The sequence below is a fragment of the Cohnella rhizosphaerae genome, from assembly GCF_029525575.1.
Lineage (GTDB): Bacteria > Bacillota > Bacilli > Paenibacillales > Paenibacillaceae > Cohnella > Cohnella rhizosphaerae.
Genome location: NZ_JAPDIA010000009.1, coordinates 604184 through 625199, shown reverse-complemented (window position 1 = coordinate 625199; position 21016 = coordinate 604184). Strand labels below are relative to the sequence as shown.

Annotated in this window: 15 protein-coding genes and 3 pseudogenes; 5 read left to right on the top strand and 13 right to left on the bottom strand. The window is 60.6% G+C overall.

The window, feature by feature from the left end; all coding sequences use genetic code 11:
* Window positions 1-457 precede the first annotated feature (457 nt).
* The 3 genes from OMP40_RS37070 to OMP40_RS37060 all read right to left on the bottom strand — a co-directional run bounded on the left by OMP40_RS37070 (window position 458) and on the right by OMP40_RS37060 (window position 3371).
* On the bottom strand, window positions 458-781 hold the full coding sequence (locus tag OMP40_RS37070; RefSeq protein WP_277539081.1) for a hypothetical protein: 324 nt from the start codon (window positions 779-781) through the stop codon (window positions 458-460).
* Window positions 782-1355: 574 nt separating this feature from the next.
* Window positions 1356-2195 carry a histidinol-phosphatase HisJ gene (hisJ, locus tag OMP40_RS37065; RefSeq protein WP_277539078.1) on the bottom strand — a complete coding sequence of 280 codons (840 nt, stop codon included), beginning with the start codon at window positions 2193-2195 and terminating at the stop codon, window positions 1356-1358.
* Between the two features lie 12 nt (window positions 2196-2207).
* Window positions 2208-3371 (bottom strand): iron-containing alcohol dehydrogenase, encoded by a 1164-nt coding sequence (locus OMP40_RS37060; RefSeq protein WP_277539076.1) that lies wholly within the window; start codon window positions 3369-3371, stop codon window positions 2208-2210.
* A gap of 238 nt (window positions 3372-3609) precedes the next feature.
* On the opposite strand from OMP40_RS37060, the pseudogene ddl reads away from it, so the two are divergent.
* The 5 genes and pseudogenes from ddl to OMP40_RS37035 all read left to right on the top strand — a co-directional run.
* A pseudogene (ddl, locus tag OMP40_RS37055) lies at window positions 3610-3759 on the top strand (D-alanine--D-alanine ligase); the annotation flags it as partial.
* Window positions 3722-4702, top strand: coding sequence for a D-alanine--D-alanine ligase family protein (locus tag OMP40_RS37050; RefSeq protein ID WP_338131403.1), 981 nt, complete (start codon window positions 3722-3724; stop codon window positions 4700-4702). The pseudogene ddl and the gene OMP40_RS37050, both read left to right, overlap by 38 nt.
* The gene (gene alr, locus OMP40_RS37045; protein ID WP_277539074.1) at window positions 4696-5874 is read left to right on the top strand and encodes an alanine racemase; all 1179 of its coding nucleotides are present in this window, start codon (window positions 4696-4698) and stop codon (window positions 5872-5874) included. The genes OMP40_RS37050 and alr overlap by 7 nt, the downstream gene beginning before the upstream one ends.
* Window positions 5823-6680: a D-alanyl-D-alanine carboxypeptidase family protein gene (locus OMP40_RS37040; protein ID WP_277539072.1), complete on the top strand. Its 858-nt coding sequence runs from the start codon at window positions 5823-5825 to the stop codon at window positions 6678-6680. The genes alr and OMP40_RS37040 overlap by 52 nt, the downstream gene beginning before the upstream one ends.
* Window positions 6673-7836 carry an acyltransferase family protein gene (locus OMP40_RS37035; RefSeq protein ID WP_277539069.1) on the top strand — a complete coding sequence of 388 codons (1164 nt, stop codon included), beginning with the start codon at window positions 6673-6675 and terminating at the stop codon, window positions 7834-7836. The genes OMP40_RS37040 and OMP40_RS37035 overlap by 8 nt, the downstream gene beginning before the upstream one ends.
* Before the next feature lie 279 nt (window positions 7837-8115).
* Here the strand turns inward: OMP40_RS37035 and OMP40_RS37030 are convergent, their stop codons facing one another.
* The 10 genes and pseudogenes from OMP40_RS37030 to OMP40_RS36995 form a co-directional block, all read right to left on the bottom strand.
* The gene (locus OMP40_RS37030) at window positions 8116-9186 is read right to left on the bottom strand and encodes a glycoside hydrolase family 2 protein (protein ID WP_277539067.1); all 1071 of its coding nucleotides are present in this window, start codon (window positions 9184-9186) and stop codon (window positions 8116-8118) included.
* A gap of 89 nt (window positions 9187-9275) precedes the next feature.
* A complete protein-coding gene (locus OMP40_RS37025) occupies window positions 9276-9686 on the bottom strand; it encodes a glycoside hydrolase family 2 TIM barrel-domain containing protein (RefSeq protein WP_277539065.1) in 411 nt (136 codons plus the stop codon).
* A 343-nt stretch (window positions 9687-10029) separates the two neighbouring features.
* Window positions 10030-10266 (bottom strand): annotated as a pseudogene (locus OMP40_RS42875) (hypothetical protein); the annotation flags it as partial.
* A gap of 61 nt (window positions 10267-10327) precedes the next feature.
* A pseudogene (locus OMP40_RS42870) lies at window positions 10328-10855 on the bottom strand (glycosyl hydrolase 2 galactose-binding domain-containing protein); the annotation flags it as partial.
* A 96-nt stretch (window positions 10856-10951) separates the two neighbouring features.
* Window positions 10952-11962, bottom strand: coding sequence for an OmpL47-type beta-barrel domain-containing protein (locus OMP40_RS37015; RefSeq protein WP_277539061.1), 1011 nt, complete (start codon window positions 11960-11962; stop codon window positions 10952-10954).
* Window positions 11844-15047 carry a stalk domain-containing protein gene (locus tag OMP40_RS37010; protein WP_277539059.1) on the bottom strand — a complete coding sequence of 1068 codons (3204 nt, stop codon included), beginning with the start codon at window positions 15045-15047 and terminating at the stop codon, window positions 11844-11846. Before OMP40_RS37010 ends, OMP40_RS37015 begins: the two co-directional genes overlap by 119 nt.
* Window positions 15037-16731 (bottom strand): hypothetical protein, encoded by a 1695-nt coding sequence (locus OMP40_RS37005; protein WP_277539057.1) that lies wholly within the window; start codon window positions 16729-16731, stop codon window positions 15037-15039. Before OMP40_RS37005 ends, OMP40_RS37010 begins: the two co-directional genes overlap by 11 nt.
* A 101-nt stretch (window positions 16732-16832) precedes the next feature.
* A complete protein-coding gene (locus tag OMP40_RS40930; RefSeq protein ID WP_338131381.1) occupies window positions 16833-17087 on the bottom strand; it encodes a DUF3502 domain-containing protein in 255 nt (84 codons plus the stop codon).
* Complete coding sequence (locus OMP40_RS40925) at window positions 17068-18438, bottom strand: type 2 periplasmic-binding domain-containing protein (protein ID WP_338131380.1); 1371 nt, start codon at window positions 18436-18438, stop codon at window positions 17068-17070. Before OMP40_RS40925 ends, OMP40_RS40930 begins: the two co-directional genes overlap by 20 nt.
* 76 nt (window positions 18439-18514) lie before the next feature.
* Window positions 18515-20281: an ABC transporter permease subunit gene (locus OMP40_RS36995; RefSeq protein ID WP_277539055.1), complete on the bottom strand. Its 1767-nt coding sequence runs from the start codon at window positions 20279-20281 to the stop codon at window positions 18515-18517.
* Window positions 20282-21016 lie beyond the last annotated feature (735 nt).

Here is a 21016-nt window from a genome sequence, read left to right as displayed (position 1 = left end):
GAAGGCAGGGAGCTTGTAACGGCATAAACTTCCGAAGCGTCCTTAAATTCTCCGCCGTTCACGCTGTATTGGAGCTTAAAATCGCGCGGTCCGGTATTTGTCCCGTACTGCTTGGACGAAACCGAGATACCCGAATAGCCCAGCGTTTGAACGGAGGCTTCCCAATAACCCAGTGCCGGGGAAGACCAACCATCGGTGTAAAGCGTTGCCGAACTCGGCGTAGCCTGCCTACCCCCGCTTAACTGGAGGATGGCTCCGCTGGCCATTGTGCCGGAGGTCGCTTCAAAAGAAGATGCTTTGGGCGAGCCGGATGCAAAACTCCAGTTCCATGCGGCAATCTTAGCAGGGCCTGCAGCCGCGACCGACTGTACGCCGACCATTTGAACAAGCAGCGAGAACAGCATGATTAGGACCATTGCCGCTGCCGGCCACTTTTTCGTATATCTGATGCGATTGGTCATGGGAGACCTCCTGAAAAGTTACGAATAAATTCGGTATCGTTCGTGAATTCGGCTTGAAATAAATTCCTTAATCCGGTAAATTGAAAAAAGACTTTGCGCGCAGCAGGAATAACCCTGTCCAAGTGCAGTCGACGAACCGTTATCCGAGCGCCCCGCCAAAAGCTATCGGATAGCGGTTTAATATTTAGAAGTTTGCCTTGCCCCCATCGCAACGCTCCTTCCGCTTCTATTTCAACTTCGATTTTAAACAGCAGCAGTTGGTCAAAACCGAAATGAACAAATGTAAAAAAAGCGATATTACATATGTTTTCCTCTTTCAAATATAATTTAGAAGCATCGCCTTGTAAACGAAAAAAGGCAAACTTTATCGCAATATGTTAGTTTAATTTACACTCACATTACATTCCCAAATGAAAGGGAACTTCGCAAATTTTCATATAGCCGATGATTTCAACTTTACATTTGCTTCGAAAAAGCCGCCTGCACCTTTGTTTGCGCAATGGCGCGAAGCGGTCGGACCGAGGCGCCCTTATTTTTGTTCCTATCGTGATTTGCGGCCCGCTCGCGGACACAGGAGCCTTTATTGCGGGATTGGAGACCCATTTTAACCTGGATCCGGTTGATTAACGACTCTCCAGTCCGAAATGATCGCAATTGGACCGTTTTTTACGAAATAGCGTCATCTGAGTCCGGCGTCCCTGCCAGAGCCTGCATTCGGCTGCTCCCGCAGCGCTCATTTGATTCCCCCCGCTTCCCCTTCCGCTCACCGCCCCGCTCAACGATCCGCTTACCTCCCGCCTAGCGTCGCCCTAAGGTTAACAAATCAAGCCGCCATCGCTCAGACGTAAAAAGACGCGAACCCTCGCGGGTTCGCGTCTTTTTCCATCCGATCGGTCAGCGCGCGCCGCCCTTGGCGACCGCCCGCTCGAACCATTCCCAATCCGCGCCGACTTCGGCCGGCTTGTGCGTGTCCGAGCCGTACACCAGCTCGATGCCTTCGGCGATGCAGCGATCGATGAGCCACTGCGGCACGTACGCCTCGCCGCAAGTCGGCTTGCGGAAGCCCGCCACGTTCACGTCGAGGCCGAGATCGGCAGCCTTCAGCTTCGGCAGCAGCGCCTCGAGCCGCACTCGCGCCCGCGCTTCGTCCATCGGCGGTAGCTCGCGATGGAACTTGCGGATCAGGTTGACGTGGCCGATGCGCCTGCGGATCGACTTCGGCAGCGTCGCCGCCCAGCCGATCGCGCCTTCCACTGCATCGTAATAGGCGTCCGCCACCGCATCCATCGTGCCATAGTGGTCCAGGAACGCGTCCGCGAAGTCCGCCGGCGTAAAGTCGATGCAGCGCATGCCGCCCTTGCCCGGCAAATAATGCACGGACACGACGATGTCCTCCAGCTCGCCGAGCCAAGGCCCGAGCAGCCCGTCGGAATAGTCCGTCATTCCGGGCAAATAGTCCATCTCGAGACCGACGGCAACCTCGATGCGCCCCGCGTAGCGCGTCTTGACCGCGGCCGCATAAGCCATATATTCAGGCAGCTCGCGCCCTGGCATCGCGAGCTCCGCCATCAGCTTCGGGTCGTCCACGTACCGGTCGGGCAGCGGCGGATGCTCGCTCAGCGTATATCGGTCGAAGCCGAGCTCGATCGCGCGATCCAGGTAGGCGTCCGATTCCGCCGGGCTGCCGTGATAACAAAATTTCGTATGCGTGTGTCCGTCCCACTTCAAAGCCATGCCGGCTGCCTCCTACAGACTCATCTCGAGAATTCGCTTGACGTCAGCCTTCCCGAGCTTCTTGAAGGAACCGATCGGACCGAACTGCACCGCTTCGTCCGCCATGCGGTCCAACTGATCGTCGCCGATGCCCAGCTCTCCGAGCGTAGCCGGCGCGCCGATGCGCGTGAAGTAGTCGCGGGTCGCCTGGATGCCGGCGAGCGCGAGTTCGTCCGCCGACTTGCCCGATGGATCGATGCCCCACACCCGCTCGGCGAACTGCGCGAAGCGTTCGGGCTTGGCTTCGTACACGTACTTCATCCAGTTCGGGAAAATGATCGCGAGGCCGGCGCCGTGCGCGATGTCATAGATAGCGCTGACTTCGTGCTCGATGCCGTGGGTCGCCCAATCGGTGACGACGCCGTTCGGCAGCGTGCCGTTCAGCGCATAGGTGCCGGCCAGCAGCAGGTTGGCGCGCGCCTCGTAGTCTTCGCCGTTCGCCAGCGCCTTTTCCCCGTTTTCGATGACCGTCAGCAACACGGATTCCGCGAAGCGGGACTGCAGCGGCACGCCGTCCGTCAGCGTAAAATACTGCTCGAACACGTGCGACATGATATCGACGATGCCGTTCACGGTCTGGTCGCGCGGCACCGAGTAGGTCAGCTGCGGATCCAGGATCGAAAAGCGGGGATAGACGAGTTTGCTCCCCAATCCGCGCTTCTGCTTCGTCTCCCAGTTCGAGATGACGGCGTTGCCGTTCATCTCGGAGCCCGTCGCCGCCAGCGTCAGCACCGTGCCGAGCGGCAGCGCGTCCTCGATCTTGGCTTTGCCGATCGTGAAGTCCCAGGGGTCGCCCGCGTACTTCGCGCCCGCCGCCACCGCCTTGGCCGCGTCGATGACGCTGCCGCCGCCGACGGCGAGGATGAACTCGATCCCTTCGGCGCGCACGATGTCGACGCCTTTATGTACCGTGGTGAGGCGCGGATTGGGCTCGACGCCGGGCAGCTCATGCACCGCCGCGCCGATCGCCGCGAGCTCGGACAGCACGCGGTCGTACAGTCCCGACTTCTTGATGCTGCCGCCGCCGTAGACGAGCAGAATCTTCTTGCCGAACGGCTCGACCAGCGATCCCAGCTTCGAGACCGTATCCTTGCCGAACACCAGCTTCGTGGGGTTGTATAATTCAAAATTGTTCATGGAGCGGCAAACCTCCGATAGCGATTAGTTTGGGGACGCGGCCTCATAGCGACAAGCCGTGCCAACCTCCCTATTATACAGCGCGCGCGCGCCGGTAATCCAACGCAAAGAATGATCCTCTCCTCCGAGCCTTCAAGCAATCTTAAGCAATCCTTAAACTTTCGTTTCAACCTTTTTAAAAGTTGGCGGTTATCTTGTAATCATCGAAGCCAAATCGCGATCCGGAGGTACCAAACCGATGAAAACCAAATTGTTCGTCGTGTACGGCGGCAAATCCGTCGAGCACGACATCTCGCTCAAAACCGCCCGCACCGTCCTCGGCGCGGTCGACGCATCCAAGTTCGAGCTGCATCCCATCTATATCGCGAGGGACGGACGCTGGTGCGCGCCGGACGCGCAAGGCCCCGCGAACTCCGAAGCGGCGGAGCGACTCGTCGCCGAGCCGTCGCACGACAGCGAAGCCGCCTCCATCGGCGATATTCTGCTTCGCAAGCTGGCGCTGCCCGGCAAAAAAGGTCGTCCTGCCGCTCATTCACGGAACCAACGGCGAAGACGGGACGCTTCAGGGGCTGCTGGAGATGCTGAACGTGCCTTACGTGGGAAACGGCGTGCTCGCCGCGGCCCTTACGCTGGACAAGGCGATGTCGAAGCTTGCCCTGGCGCAGGCCGGCATTCGGCAGGTCGAGCACCGCGCCGTCCGGCGCGAACGATGGCTGGCGGACGAGCAGGGCTGCATCGCATGGCTGGAGGACACGATCGGCTACCCTTGCTACGTCAAGCCGTCCTCGCTCGGCTCGAGCATCGGCATCAGTCGCTGCGAGAACCGCGGCGAGCTGACGGCCGGCATCGCGGAGGCGCTGCAGTACGACGCGAAGCTGGTCGTCGAGCGGGAGCTTCCCGGACGGGAGATTCAGGTCGCGGTGATGGGCAACGAGGAGCCGGTCGCTTCGCTGCCGGGCGAATTCATTCACGACAACCGCTTTTTCGACTTTGCTTCGAAATACTCCGACCCTCGGCTGCGCATGTCCATTCCGGCCGAGATCGGCGAAGCGCTGATCGGACAAGTCAGGGCGCTCGCCCTGCAGGCGTACCGGACGCTTGGCTGCGAAGGTCTCGCCCGCGTGGACTTTTTCCTGGACCGGGACGGGCTGCTGTACTTGAACGAGATTAACGCGCTGCCCGGCTTCACGTCCGCCAGCATGTATCCGGTCATGTGGGAGAAAACGGACGGTACGACCTACGCCAAGCTGATCGAGCGGCTGATCGACTACGCGTTCGCCCGCCACGAAGCCAGGCAATCGCTCAGTTACGAGAGGCTGGCCCCATGCTGAGGGAAACGTGGGCGGAGATCGATCCCCGGCGGATCGTGGACAATGTGCGCGCCATTCGCGGCACGCTGCCCGCCGGCGTCAAACTGATGGCCGTCGTTAAGGCGAACGGCTACGGCCACGGCGATCTGGAGGCGGCCGAAGCGGCAAGGCAAGCGGGAGCGGATTGCTTGGCCGTCGCCTTTCTGGAGGAGGCGCTGCGGCTGCGGGCCGGGGGCGTACGACTCCCGATCCTGATTCTGACGCCGATCCGGCCGGACCAGGTCGAGCTGGCGATGGCGCGGGATCTGACGTTGACGGTCACCGGCGCGGACTGGTTCAGGGAGCTGCGGAGGCATTCTCCAACGCTTGCCGGCCGCAAGCTGCGCGTGCATGTCAAAGCGGACACCGGGCTCGGCCGGATCGGCTTCCGGACGGAAGCCGAGTGGGACGCGCTCGTCCCGTGGCTCGCCGCGCCGGATATCGACGTCGACGGTTTCTACACGCACTTCGCGACGGCAGGACAGGCTGACACGGCTTACCTGGAGCGGCAGGCACGCCGGTTCGCGGAGCTGATGACGCGGTGCAAGGCGAGCGGGATCACGGTCCGGCACTACCACTGCGCCGGCAGCGCCGCCGCCCTGCGGTTCCCGGGCCTTGCGCTCGACATGGTGCGGATCGGCGCCGCCATGTACGGCTTTTATCCGGCCCGGCTGACGCCGCCCGTGCCGCTTAAGCCCGCGCTCAGCCTGCACAGCACGCTGATGCAGGTCAAGCGCGTACGGCAGGGCGAGTATATCGGGTACGACAACGCCTACCGCGCCGAGGCCGACGAGTGGATCGGCACCGTGCCGATCGGCTACGCGGACGGCTGGTCGCAGCGTATGCAGGGCGCCCCTGCGCTCGTGCGCGGACAGCGCGCGGCGATCGTCGGCCGAATCGCCATGGATCAGCTGATGCTCCGGCTGCCCGGCCCCTGCGCGACCGGAGACCGGGTGACGCTCATCGGCCGCCAGGGCGGACAGCGCATCGCGTTCGCCGAGCTGGCCGCCCATATCGACGGCGCGGCTCAAGAGATCACGACGGCGCTGACGGACCGCTTGGCCAAGGTTTACGCGAATGCAAAGAAGGAGGCCGAATACGCATGGGACAACGCCTATTTTCAACCGCAGCGGCGGGAGCCGACCGTGATCTGAGCACGCATCGCACGATCCGCGTCGCTCCATCCGCCATCCATGAGGGACATCTCATCCTGGTCAACCGGACGCATCCCGTACGGGAGCCATTCCCGGCGGACAGGCTATCGGCGCTGGACGATTATCCCGCGATATGCGCGCGCTCGCCGGGCATGCTGCTGGAAGCGACGGCGCTCTCTCGTTTGGCGGAGCTGCTCGCAGCTTGCGGCGGGGCGTCCGACATCGTGGCCGTGAGCGGGTATCGGTCTGCCGACGAACAGACCGATATTTATGAATCGTCGCTGCGGGAAAACGGACCTCGGTATACGGCCGCCTACGTCGCCCTGCCCGGCTGCAGCGAGCATCAGACTGGCCTTGCCATCGACGTCGGCCTGGCGGGCGGCGGCGAGCTCGACTTCATCGCGCCCGATTTCCCGGACGGCGGCGTCAGCCTCGCCTTCAAGCGGATCGCCGCGCAGTTCGGCTTCGTCCAGCGCTATTGCGCGGGCAAGGAAGCCGTCACCGGCATCGCCTGCGAGCCGTGGCATTTCCGCTACGTCGGAACCCCGCACGCCGAGATCATGGAGCGGGAAAACCTGTGCCTCGAGGAATACGTCGCGCGACTGCGATCGTTCGCGTTCGACGGCGAGCGCTTGTTGGCGGAGGACGAACGCGAACGCATCGAGATTTATTACGTGCCTGTCGAACCGGACGCTTTTGCTGACGTACCGATTCCGGCCTGCGATTACTTCCGTCTGTCCGGCGACAATACGGGCGGCATGATCGTGACGGCTTCAACCGGCAAAAGGCGGCGGTCCTTTGTCTGATAGACTCGCCAGACCGGCAATAACGGCTAAAACGGATTACCTCGGCCTGTCCTGGCTCAAATTCATAGCCGCCCTGCTCGTCATCGCCAACCATACGGGCCCGTTCGCCGTCTTCGGCTCGTCCGCGGACTTTCTGGTCGACGGCGCGCTTACAAGAATCGCCGTTCCGATCTTTTTCATGACCTCCGGCTTCTTCTACTTCCGCAAGCTGACGGGCGACCCGCTCGCCGACCGGCGCCATCTTCGGCGCTATCTCGGCAGCATCGCCAAACTATACGCCATCGCCATCCTGCTCTATGTGCCGCTCAACGTATATAACGGCTATTTCTCCTCCCCGAAGTTCGGCATCCTTTCCCTCCTGCGGGATCTGGCGTTCGACGGCACCTTCTACCACCTGTGGTACTTGCCTGCCCTGATGATCGGCATCGCCATGCTGCACGGACTGTACCGCGCGCTGAAGCCGGCCTCCGTCATGATTGTCGCCTGCTTGCTGTACGCCGTCGGACTGTTCGGCGACAGCTACTACGGCTTGATCGCGGGCAGCGGCGTTCTGACGGGATGGTACAACGGGATGTTCCATGTCTTCGACTATACGCGCAACGGGCTGTTCTTCGCGCCGGTCTATCTGGCGCTCGGCGCGTTCGTTGCCCGAAGCGAGAAGTGTCGTTCGAGCCGTCCGGCCGCGCATGCGGCGCTTTTCCTCGTCTCGCTGTCTGCGATGCTTGCGGAGGCGCTCTGGCTGCGCGAAGGCGGCATCCCCCGGCATGACAGCATGTATATTTTCGCGGTACCGGCCGCCTATTTTCTGCTGCTGCTGGCGCTCCCCCTACAAAGGACCGGCGAGCCGTACGCTGCGGGAGGGCCGGGCGTGGATCTACGTGCTGCATCCGCTCGCCATCGTGCTCGTACGCGGCGCCGCCAAAGCAACGGGACTGCAGCCATTGTTTATCGGCAACAGCCTCGTTCACTTCGTCGCCGTCTGCTTGCTGTCGGTCGCTTTGGCAGCCGTCGCCGTCCGCCTCCCTTCCCTGCGAACGATTCGGACCGCCTGGCGTCCTCGCGCCAAAGAAGCCGGGTCGGCATCGACCCGGCATTAGCGCTAGCACGAGATTGTAGAGTAACTTTTTTACCGTTACCTATTACAGCGAGGCTGTAGAGCAACTTTTTACCTTTACAGCTTCATTTGTAACGGTCCGCGAGGCTGTAGAGCAACTTTTTACCTTTACAGCGCCATTTGGAACGGTCCGCGAGGCTGTAGAGCAACTTTTTACCTTTACAGCGCCATTTGGAACGGTCCGCGAGGCTGTAGAGCAACTTTTTACCTTTACAGCGCCATTTGGAACGGTCCGCGAGGCTGTAGCGTAACTTTTTGCCTTTACAGTTGCTGGACTAGCTTGGCAACCCCGCTTCTCTTGTACCGCCGCTTCAGGCCCAACTAGTTCCAGGCGATCAGCTCAATCGCCGGGGCTTCGCCTGCTTGGGCGCCCGCGCCGGCGTCTCCTGCTTCGTCATGCACTCCGCCTCCAGCTTCATCGCGCATTCCGTCTCCTGCTTCGTCGCGCACTTCAACTCCATCGCGCACTCCGCCTCCAGCTTCGTCTTCCGGCTCGCCGGAATAGGCCGCCGCCTCCAGACTGCGGTAGGCGATCGTTCTGCGTTCCCCCGGCAGCAGATCGAAGTAGTTGTCGGAAAAGACGAAAGCGCCATGCAAATGAACGGCTTTGGCGTAGCGGTCGGCCGTAACGGTCACGCTGCCGACCCTCGGCCCGCCCGCGCGGGATTCGATCCGCAGACCCGAAGGCGCAAGCTGCATCTCCGCCGGCAGCCCGGCAAAATAGATGCAGCGGTCCTCGCCGAATTCGCCGGCAATGTCCATGATCAGCACGCGGCCGTGGTCCAGCAGCGCGTCCAGCTCCGCCGCCGGAATCGACGCCGCTTCGATCGACGCGCCCGCGCCGGCCGCGAAGTCGAACGACCTGGACCAAACCGCTGCGTCTTCGGCCAGGCTGCCCAGCGTCAGCACGCGCAGCGTCGCCGTTCCCCGGATCACCTCGGGCTTGTCGCTGCATACCCAGCAAGCGTAAGTGCCGGCTTCCTCGTTTTTTTCGATCGACGCGATGACCGGCCGTGCCGCTTTTTGGAAGCCGTAATACCCGCCCTTCGGATACCCGTAATAATCGACCAGACTCCATCCGCTCGCCGGCCAGCAATCGTTGTACATCCAGAACAGCAGACCGCCCGTATAATGCCGGTTGCGCCTGTAAGCTTCCACGGTGAGCCGGGTCAGCTCGTGTTGGACGAACGACATGCGCCGGATGTGCTCGATGGTAGACAGGGCCGGCGGCGCCAGCTTGTCGGCCAGCGTCCGAAGCGCCCGGAAGAGCGAGAAGTCCTTCAAGCCCGGGTGGTTTTTCGTATGGTATTCGAGCATGTCGAACGCCGGATCGGCCAGATCCTCTTCGTTCATCATCCGCAGCAGCGTATGAATCTCCGGCGTGCCGAACAAGGGGGAATTCAGGGCAAAAACGGCTTAACAGACCGGCAAAATAAGACCGGTAGCCGCGTAAATCCGTGTTGCGGAAAACGTCGAACATCTCAAACAGCGCGCCCGTATAGTGCGCGGTGCCGATGGTGAACGAATTGTTCGTGCTCCCCCCCATAAGGACTCGTAGGCTGAAAGGGTCTGGACGGATCGAGCGCCTTGCATAAGCTGCCCGTAATCCGGTTCGCGATCGCCTTCCCCGGATAATCGGGGTCCTCCTCGCCGGCGAACATGCCGTTCTCGTTGTCGCCGTTCCACCAGACGAGACTGGGATGGTTGCGCAGCGAACGGATCGCGCCTTCGATCTCGGCCCTCAGCGATGCCGTCCAATCCCGGTCCGATTCGGGATACGTCCCGCATGCCATCATGAAGTCCTGAACGACGACGATCCCGAGCCGGTCGCACCAGTCCCAGAACGGCTCCGGCTCGTAGATGCCGCCGCCCCAGCACCGCAGCATCGTCATGCCGGCATCGCGGGCCAGCGTGAGCAGATGCGCATAATGCGTATCCGGTACACGCGAGGGGAACGGATCGCAAGGCACCCAGTTGGCCCCCCTTGCAGAAAACAGGAACGCCGTTGACCAGCAGCCGGAAACCGCTGCCGGGGCGATCGCCGTTCGCCTCCCAGACCATGCCGTCCGGATTTTCGGCGGCGGCATCCCCAGTCGTTGCTTGCGCGCGAAGCTTCGCGGTCAACCGCGCCTCCGGGCTTCCTTCCCGGTCCGGAAGCTGCTCGATCCGAACCGTCCGGATGCCGAACGCGCGCGAACGCTCGTCGAGCAGTCCCGAGCTGCCGTACAGCTTCGCGACGAGCCTGTACTGCGCCTGATCGCCGTATCCCGCCGGCCACCAGAGCGCCGGCTCCGCCAGATCCGCCGTCAGCTCCAGCTTGCCGCCGACCGACCGGCGCTCGGCCTGCCATACGATCGAACCGGCCGGGTCCGCGATCGCAAGCGACAGCCGCAGCGGCGCTTCGGCGCGGCAACGCGTATCGACCGCGACGGCGAGAGACGCGCCGCGCGCGTCCAAGGCCTTCGTATACACAAAAAAGATCCTCGATCGCAGCCACGTCCTCGAAGACGAGACGAACGGGCCGCCATATGCCGTAGCTGACGAGCCGCCCTACCCAGTCCCAGCCGAACGTGCACTGCATCCGGCGCACGAACAGCCGCTCGTTCGTGAAGGCTGCGCCCAGACCGGCGTACGACTTGCCCGCAAGCCCTTCCGCGACCGTCCGGAACCGCACCACGAGCTCGTTCGTGCCCTCCCGCAGCAACCCCGACACGTCGAAACGGTAGCGGACGAACATGTTGTCGGTCCGGGCGAGCGGAATGCCGTTCAACGCGATCTCCGCGTACGTATCCAGCCCTTCGAATTCCAGCAGGGGACGTCCCGGCTCCATACGCTCAAGCTCGAACGTCCGGCGGTACGTCCACCGCCAATGCTCCACCCATTGGCAGTCTTCCGCTTGCTTGCGGTAGCCCGGGTCCGCGATCAGGCCGGCCTCGAGCAGATCCTGGTGCACATGGCCGGGAACCTGCGCGTCGATCGCGACGGTCGCTTCCTTTCCCGAAGGGTCTATGCCTTCGCCTTTCAGTTGCCAGGCGCCTGTCAACGCTATCGATCTTCTCATTTGCAATCTTCCTCCCCAAAAAGAGGATGCTCTCCGACGCGGACCGACGCGCAAGTCCAAGGTCCGGCGGGAGCATCCTCTTGCGTTCTTATAACCTCAAGGCAGTTGGAACACGACGGTCGGATCCGTCCCGATATCCTTCGATATATTCGGGAGCGCCGTACCGGACGTCATGCCGAACGTATACGTGCCGGGCAGCAGCTCCGTGCGGATCTCGCCGCCTGCCGTGATGCCGATCGTCCGCCAACTGCCGCCCGCATACACGCGAGCCGTGCCGCCGTCTACCGGGTTGCCGCCGGCATCCTTCAATTGGATGAGAACGCTCGCCGTCTGGAATACCACGGCCGGATCGTCGCCGATGTTCTGTGCCTTCTCCTTGTACACGCCGTCATAGGTAAGACCGAACGTATACGAGCCGGGCAGCAGCTCCTTCGTCGCTTCGCCGCCCGCGGTCGTCCCCATCGTCTGCCAGTTGCCGCCCGCATACACCTTCGCGTCGGCGCCGTTCAGCGGATTGCCCTGGCTATCCTTGAGCTGCACCTTCGCCTTTACCGTCTGGAAGACGACGGACGCGGGACCTGTCGACGTATTTTGCGTCAGTTGCTTGGTCGTGCCCAGATAAGTGACGGAGAAAATGTAGCTCCGCTCCGGCAACGCCTTCGTCACCTGCCCCGAGGCGTCCGTCGTCCCCATGTCCTTCCAGCTGCCGTCGTAATATTTGACGACGCCGCCGACCAGCGGCTGACCCGCGCTGTCCTTCAGCGAAACCGTGGTCACCGTGGCGGCCAGGCTGAAGCTGACACTCTGCTGCGTCTCGGCATTGCCTGCCAGGTCGGTCGACTTGTAAAGAATCGTATACGAGCCCTGTTTGCCGAACGGCAGCGGCGCCGTGTACGGGCTCCAGGTCGTCCCGTTATCGACGCTGTACACGGTCTGCGCGACGCTGGATTCGCTGTCCGATGCCGCAAGCGTCAGCGTAACCGGGCCGTTATACGCGCCGCCCGGACCGTCGGGCACAGGCGGATTCAGCGCGGCCGTCGTGACCGGCGGGGTACTGTCCGCTATGACCGGACGAACCTCGATATCGTCGACGTAGAAGGTTTGCACCGGACCGCTTTGTTCCGTATACAGGTACACCCGAACATCCGTTACGACTCCAGTCTCCTCGATTTTGTAGAAGCCCGATGCCTGCGTCCAGCCCCCCCCTGAGCAGCGGCGCGCTGGTGAACAAAATTTTCTGCTGCGTGACGCCGTCCAGCTTGTATTGCAGACAGATGCGGAACAGCGCAGGCTGCGCGGGTGCCGCATCCAGTTTGGCCCAGGCCGAGTAGTAGTACGTCTTCCCCTGCTCGATCGATGTGGGCATGAAGAACGACGCGTATTTGTTGTTGTTCAGCTTCGTCACCTGCAAAGACTGCGTCCCCAGGCGATGCTCCGACGTCGTCAAAGTCACGCTGGCGCTGGAGCCGTAATAAGACGAAGGAATCGCGGTGCCCTCCATGTCGGGGTTGAGAATAAGATTGCTTCCCAGCACCGCGCCGGCTGGCTGCCCGGAACCGAGCGCCACCGTCACCGCCGTCGTCGCCGTGAATCCGCCGTCGATGGCCTTGGCCGTAATATTCGCGACTCCCGTCTTCTTCGCGAACACCGTGCCGCTGATGTCTACGACGGCCACGTCCGGATTGTCGGAGTTCCAGATCAGCGCTTGGTTATTGACGCTGCTCGAGGGCTGGAACGTCGGAACGAGCGTCTTCGTCTCGCCCATGTTCATCGTCGTCGTCGGGTTGATACTCAGTCCCGTCGCATAGGTCCATGCCGGACTGGACGAGTACGTCACGAGCCTCGCCTCGACATCGTCGAGATAGTAGTCGTGGTTGGTACCGTCGATCTCCGTGTAAAAGTAAAGCAGCACATTGGAAATGGGACTGGTCTCCGCGATCGTGTAATTGCCCTGCAGCTGCGTCCATTGATCGGCGGAGAGCCCGGCGCTGGTGTAAATGATCATCTGCTTGACATTGCCGTCGACCGTATACTGCAAGCAAAGCCGCAGCGGTTCGGTGAGCGTCGGCGCCTTCGCGAGCTTCGCCCAGACCGAATAATGGTACTCCTGGCCTTGCGTGACGGCGATCGGGAAGGAAGCGCTGCCGTAACGGCTGTCCTTGACGACCTTGAGCGACTGATGGCCGCTGTGATACTGCGTGACGTCCAGTCCCAGTGCGCCGTTCTGCACGCGCGCCTGAATCGTGCTTCCTTCCATGCCGGGATCCGCGACCAGATTGGCGCCCAGCGTCGGCAGCGAGGTTGCCGTATCCAACTGCACGGAATCGATGGTGAAGCTGCCGGCCGACAACGTAGGCACGACCCGGATTTGCTTGATCGTCCCTGTCCAGGCCTCCGCGGAAGTCGTATCGAACACGTACTCGCGGAGGGTCGAATCGCTTGGCAAGATATAGGTCGTGAACGACTTGGCCGCATTCCATACGGGATCGGCATCCGTCGTATAATAGAGCTTCGCCTGCGAGCCGGTCGTCTGGTTGCCGAGCTGCACGCGAACCCGCTTGATCGTGGACGCGTCCAGCCCCAGCTGATCCGGCGATTCGACCGCAGGTTCTACCCCGCCGGATACGCCCAGGGAGGTGCCGCCGAATCGGCCGCCCAGCGCCTGTCCGCCGGAGATGCTTCCGTTCGCCGTCCAGCCGTCTCCGAATTCAAAGTCCCAGACGACGCCAGCCGGATAGATCTGGATCTTCTGCGCGGCCGCGTCCCACTTTACGGTAGCTCCGAAGGCTTGCTTGAGGTAGGAGAGCGGGACGAGCACCGTTCCGTTGGCCAGCTTCGTCGGCGCATGTTCGAGCGCGATGGACTGATTGTCCTTGAGCGCCGTCGTACTGCCGACCGTTAATTCGTAGACGCTGCCGCCCTTGACCGCGATAAACTTCTGATTCGCCGCGTCCCACTCGGACCGGACGCCGAGCTGCAGCCAGATGTCCTTGATCGGCACCATGACGACGCCGTCCTGCACGAGCGCCGGCTGGCTGAAGTTCTTCCGCTTGCCGTCGATATACAGCTTGATGTCCGTAGAATCGTCGGCGACCGCCCGGATGTAATCGATGCTGATCGTGCCGATCGCGGAGATCGGATCGATCCGGATCTGCCGGATATTGCCGGTCCAGCTCTTGTTCCGCCACATTTCCACGTAATAATCCGTGTACCCGTCGTCCTGCGGCTTCACGTAGAAGCCCATCGCCTTCGTCTCGTTCCAGTCGCCGTCCAGCTCCGTCGTGAAAAACACTCTGCCGTCGATATCGTACGCGCTGTTTTTCATCCGGATCTTGAGATAAGGCGCGTCCTCCGCCTTGATTCCCAGATGGTCTGCCGAGATGATGCCCGGGTCGGTGTTGTTGGTGGTGCCGGTGAAGGTGCCGCCCGCGACGCTCACCGTGTCGATCTGCTTCAGCACGCTCCAGCCTTCGCTGTCGCCCGGCGTGTTGAACTCCCACGCGGCGACCGAATTGGCGGATATCGCCGGTGGCGTCAAGGTGCGGTTCTGCACGACGCGCCCTTCCGGATACAGCACGTTGATCCGCGCTTTCTGCGTTGCGGTCGGCACGGCATCCGTATGGGTACTGACGCCCGCGAATACGTCGCGGATCGCATCCACGTAACCGAAGCCCGCGAGCCCTGCCGGCATGATGAAATGGCCTTCCCCGTATTCGTTCCAGTTGTCCAGCATGACGAGCTTCTTGCCCAGATTGCCCGCCGACAATGATGGAATATAGGTGTCCTTCGTCCACTGCGCCAGCGACTTGAATTCGGCCGGGGTCGCATAATACCCGGAGCTCAGCCCCCAGGCGGTATCGTCTCTGCCCATGCTGAGGCCCGGAATGACGTCCATCACGCCGGCGTTGTTTTCCAGCGTCAGCTTGAGCTTCTGAAAATCGGGATGCCCGCCGAAGGAGCCCCACGAATAGGCGTAGACGCCGTCGAAGCCCGCGGCCTTGCGGTTCTGCAGATCCTGGGCGCTCGTGCCGTTATACACGTTCAAGATGGTTAGCTCGCCGACGCCGGCATCGCGCGCCGCGTCCCGAAGATCATCCATCAAATCCTTGGCCAGCTCTTTGGTGCCGCCCGCCAGCTTGACGAATTGATCGTAGTTATAGATGGTGAACACCGGCTTGCCGTCAACCTTCAAATACCGGGGGGTCCTTAAAATAATATTCGATCCAGTAGGGGACCAGATTGTCGCGAAAATCGGCGATGTCCTTCGCCGCCGAGTTCAGGTTTTCCCACATGATGGCAAAGTGCGCCAGATTGCTGTACTTGGCATTGAAGTAGCCGTCGTCCAGCGCATCGGACAGGTAGGAATCCTTGATCGGCGCGCCTTCTCCCCCGATCGGCCTGAACCAGCAGGACATCTGGAAGTCGATGCCGTGCTCGAGCATCCACTTGATCTCCCAGTCCGCCGTCTCCGGATTGCCTTCGTCGTAGAAGCCCAGATACGGCGTCCGGTCCGGGAACGGATTGATCACGTCCCAGCCCAGATGATGCCCTTCCCGCCACATCGGGCAGCTCTGCACGCCGACGAGCTGGCTGCCGGTACTTACGACCGCCGGCGCGGGCACATAATCCGCAGGCTCCGGCGTATTCGCATAGACGAGGATATCGTCGAGCCACATCAGGCCCTTGTTCGCGGCCGAGGTGGAGAACCGGATGCCGTCGACGGAAGCGATGCCTGCCGCGATATTCACATCCGCTGCCTTCAATTTGCCGTTGATGTAAAGGTCGGCCTTGTGCGTGGCCGGCTTCAAGACCACTTTAAGGCGGTACCACAAGTTAGCCTTGTAGTCTTCGTAAATCGTCGCGGGCTGTCCGCTCGTGTCCTCATAAACCAGCTTCCCGTTCGAGGTGAACAGCTTGAGCGCCGTCGTACTGCCGCTTCTCAATTCGGCTGTGAGACCGTCGGTCTTAACCGGGATAAAAATCTTGTATTCCGCGGTCAGATCGCCCGAGATCGCGGCGAAGCTCTTCCCAAGCGTCATGCTGCCGGTCGAGGCGGACGCATCGATCTTCAGGCTGTTGACGTCCGGTTTCGGGGCGCTGAGCATCTGGGCGACCTGGATCGTGCCTCCGTTAAGGACGGCCGTCCAATCCTGCGGCAGGTTGCCCGATTCAGGGGTCACCGACAGCAGCCTTTCGTTGACCGCGTAGCCTTTGTAGATATGAAGCGGCGTAAAGAAGAAGTCGCCCGTCGAAGCGACGCCCGTCGTCAGTTGGAAGCGATTCAGCGCGGACACCGCGTTCGCGAAATTTTGGGCGCTCGCCCGCAGGATGCCGTTGACGTAGACATCCGCCTTTTGCGTGGACAGATTCGCAATCACCTTGACGCCATATTCGACATTGGCCGAATACGCCTGCAGGGTCACCGTGCCGCCTCCGGACGTCTCCAGCACGAGATTGCTCCCGCTGGCGCTGGTCGCGATGCTGACGCCGGGCGTGTTGTCGCCCAGCAACTGCCAATGCAAGCCATTAATGACGCTAAACGGCTTGAATCGAAACTCCATCGTCAGCGTCCCTTCGCTCTGGGCCGGAAACTTGCGGCTCATCGAGACGGGAAGCTTCGTACTGGCATCGCTGATTTTTAACGTGTTGTTATAAATGCTCGTCAGCGCGCCGCCCGCGGCGCGGATGTCCCAGCCGGACGGCTGGCTCTCCCCCGGCACCAGGTTGGACAGAAACGCAAAGTCTTCGTCCACCAAATATCCGGCTCCCGCCGGCGCGCTGTCGGCCGAGGCGGAGCGCGGCGCGGCCGCCAAAAAGAAAACGCATACAAACGCAATCGCGCAAAAAGCGGTCCAGCCGTTCTTCATTGAGCGCATAAATGAAGATTCCCCCTTTGCTTGGTTATTAGAGGCAGACGCTTATTCATAAAGGCGGCCCGACTTTCTCCAAGCTGGGCCGCCTTTGCAAAACCGTTCGTTTAGCTGTTATCCGCCTTCCAGGCATCGAACTGCTTTTGCGCTTCGGCCATGATCTTGTCCATGCCCGCCGCATCCAATCGTTTTTGAAGATCGGTATAGTAGCTCTCGAAGTCCGGCATCGAGCCGGTCGTCAGAATCGGATTCGATTCCTTCTGGATGGCGCTCACCTGCGCGATCTCCGTCTTGACGGGCTCCGGATTGAAGATGAAGCCGAGGATGCCCGACGCCTTGCCGTTATCGTTGTTTTTCTTCATCTCCTGAAGCGCTGCGGTGGAGTTCCAGTTCGAATCCCATTGATCCCACAGCGGGCCGAGCCAGTTGTGCCAGATCGCCCAAGTCTGATCCGCGCCGGTCGTCGCTTCGATCGTCGGGTTGTCGTCCTTCACCGTGCCGGACTTGACCGTATAGTTTTTGCCCTCGACGCCGTAGGCCAGCGTATTCAGCAGGTACTTGTCGCCCCAGATCTCGTTGAGCAGCATCATCGCCCGCTCGGGGTTCTTGGAGGTGGCGCTGATCGCCGTCGCGGCGGAGGTCATCGAATTGGTCGAGATCGTCGGGTAGCCGGCCAGCGTCTCTACCGTCGGGAAGCCGTACGTCGCCGTCGACTTCGATCCGTCCTCCGTATAGCCGCCCGAATCGCGCATGACCGCGTACTTGCCCGACTTGGCTTCGGCCAGATAGTCCGTCTTGATGGCCGCATCCTTGGCAATATAGCCTTTTTTTGTAAAAGTCGTTGATCGTCTTGTAGTTCTCCTTGTTCTCGGGCACGCCCAAAATCTTGACGATCTTTCCGTCCTTCTCGCTATAGGAGATGCCCGGCGTGATCGTCGTATAGTCGTACAAGGTGACGCCCGCCGCGGTACCGTTCGCCGTAGCCAGGAGCGGAATCATGCTCGGCTCGTTTTTCTTGATCTCGGCCAGGAACGGCTCCAGGTCCTTGATGCTCTTGACGCTCTTGTAATCGAACTTGTATTTCTCCACCATATCCTTCTTGAAGACGTGCGCGCCGGCCGGCGCGTACGGCGTTTGCGCGGGAATGGCCATGATCTTCCCTTTATACGTAACGGCCTTCCAGGCGCGAGGGTCGACCTTCGCCAGAATGTTTTGGCCGTACTTTTGCAGCAGCTCGTCGAGCGGCAGGAACGCGCCCTTTTGAACGTTGTCGCTGATCCGGTTGGAGGCATACGTGGAAAAAACGATGTCGTAAGGCTCGCCTGCAGCCGAGATGAGCTTCATCTTGTCTTCCCAGCCGGCATTGTCGATCAGGTTGAGATGCAGCTCCGCGTTCAGCTTTTCCTTGATGACCTTGTTCGCTTCCGCCTCGACGGCGGCTTGATCCTTCATATTGTCGATCGGCTTCGGCATGTACCAGCTGAGCTTGACGAAGTCCTTGGTATCGGCTCCGGTATCCGCCGGCTGCGAAGCGGGCGCGCTGGCGCTCGGGCTGGCGCTTGGACTCGCGCTCTCACTGGCGCCGGCGCTTGCGGACGGGCTCGAAGCGCCCTCTTCCTTCGAACTGCAACCGCTTACGATCATGGCCGCCGCCAGCATGGCGGACGTCCCCGTTCCAATCCATCTTGCCTTTTTCCTGCTTGTCGGACTCACTTGGATTGCCTCCCTTGTATATGCCTTTCATTTATAATCAGCAGCCGTAAGCTCAAAAGACTCACGGCTGTAATTATCACCCTTTGACCGAGCCTACCGTCAAGCCCTGTACGAAATATTTCTGAAAGAGCGGGAACACGAGCAGCATCGGACCGGCCGCCAAAATACACATGGCCATTCTGGCGCTTAAGGAGGGCACAAGCATGCCCGGTTTGACCAGTCCGTATTGAATGGCTTCAGCCGAATTCAGATACTCCATGTTTTTCAGCACGCGAATGAGCAAGTATTGCAGCTTCATCAGGTTGTCGTGCTCGACGTAAAGCAGCGTCAGCCACCAGTCGTTCCAATATTGAAGGGCGAAGAACAAGCCCAGTGTCGCCAAGGCCGGCTTGGAGATCGGGATGACGATCTGCGCGAAGATACGCAGCTCGCCGGCGCCGTCGATCTTCGCCGATTCGATGACCGCCTCCGGGATTGTCTGGAGGAAGCCTTTCATCAGCAGCACGAACCAGCCGCTGATCAGATAGGGCAGGATGAGCGCGAGAATGTTGTTCTTTAACCCCAGCCACTTGACCATCAGAATGTACGAAGGAACCATCCCGCCGTGGAAGAGCATCGTAAAAAAGATGAAGAAGGCGAGAAACGACCGGAAACGGTAGTCCTTGCGGGATATCGCGTAAGCGTAAGTCGTCGTCACCCACATCCCGACCAGGGAGCCAATGACGGTCGTCGCGATCGTGACGAAGTAAGACTGGAACAGCACCTTGGGCTCGTGCAGGATGACGCGGTAGGCGTCGAACGTAAAGTTTTTCGGAATAATGGAATAACCGAACTTGACGATATCGTTCTCGCTCTGGAACGACGTGCCGATGATGACGAGAAACGGAAACAGGCTGGCGACGCACAGAGCGATGAATACGAGGTGAATGAACATCTTCCCGGCGGTCGGTCGACGCCGCAGGAGGGTCGTGACGGAATCGTTCATGGCTGCGCTCCTTAGAAAAGAGAATTTTCCGGATTGATTTTTTTTGACGATGTAGTTCGTCGCGAGCACCAGACAGAAGCCGACGATCGACTGGAAGAAGCCGGCGGCCGACGCCATTCCGATGTCGCCCATGTCGATCAGCGACCGGTAGACGAACGTGTCGATGACGTCCGTCGTCTTGTAGAGCAGGGACGAATTGAGCGTCACGTTGTAGAACAGGCCGAAGTCGCTGTAGCAGATGCTGCCGATCTGCAGGATGACCATCATGATGACGATCGGCTTGATCATCGGCACCGAGATGGAGATCGCCTGCCGGATCTTGCTCGCCCCGTCGATCTTCGCCGCGTCGTAATATTCGGAATCGATGCCCATCAGCGCGGCGTAGTAGATGACCGAGCCGTAGCCGAGCCCCTTCCATACGGCGGCCGCCACCAGAATGTAAGGCCAGTACTTGGGATCGCTGTACCACAGAATCGGCTCCTCGCCGAGCGACACGAGCACGCGGTTGATGACGCCGTAATCCATGTCGAACAGCGAGCGGAAGGCGAAGCCCGCCACGACCCAGGAGATGAAGTAAGGGATAAACAAAATCGTCTGATACGCTTTGACGTACCGGCGGCTAAGCTCGTAGAGCAGCAGCGCGATCGTCACGGACAGCGTCGTACCCAGCACGATGAAGGTCATATTGTAGAGGAGCGTATTTCGCAGCACCCGGTAGAGCACGTCCCCGTTGAACAGGAAACCGAAGTTGTCGAAGCCGACCCAGGGGCTGTTCCAGATGCCCAGATTGTAGCGGTAGCTCTTGAAGGGAAGGAGCATGCCGTACAGCGGCACGTAGTTAAAAAGGATGATGAGCAAAAATCCCGGCAGCGCCAACATCGATAATCCGAAGTTTTTTTTTGATCGCCCTGATCATGTGTCCTGCACTTCCTTTTCGCATTGCTTGTCGTGTTAAGCCCAACTTTAGGCGCGGGAAGCGGGAATGTATATTTTAAAAACGGTATTTTCCTGCAAAAACATGCATGAAAGCGCGCGATTGGAGCAATTTGCGAAATCACGAACGGCTCGCAAAAGAAAGCGCCAGCAATGCTCTCGCAATCGATTCGTGCAGCAGTCGCGCATGAGCGGCGGTCAATCCTCGTCCCCGCTCTCTCTCCCGCACTCGACCGCTTGAACACCTGCACGCACGGATTGCGGAATTGCGCCAACTTCTCCGGCGCAGACCGGCAGCGGAGGCGCTTGGACGTCGCCGCGCCTTTTCGTCATTCGTTTATTGGAGGGATAACCGACGAATGTCTGCAAGGCGCTGTACAACGTTACTTGGCGGGACTGCGGCGCAGTCCGGGTGAGGCGGCGATGAACCCGCGGCTTATCGTTTGCTGATCACGCGCAGTAGATGGACCGTGGAGACCTTATTCTTGCTCCTATCGCGATTGGCGACTTTCTTGCGGACCCAGTAGCCGTTGTTGCGGGATTGTCGGTCACTTTTAGCCACTTTTAGCCCTGACTCGAGCTAATAAGGTCCCTCCAGTCCGATACGATCGCCAGGGGGGACCGTTTTAATTAGAAATAACGCCGCCTGTGTCCGCCGAC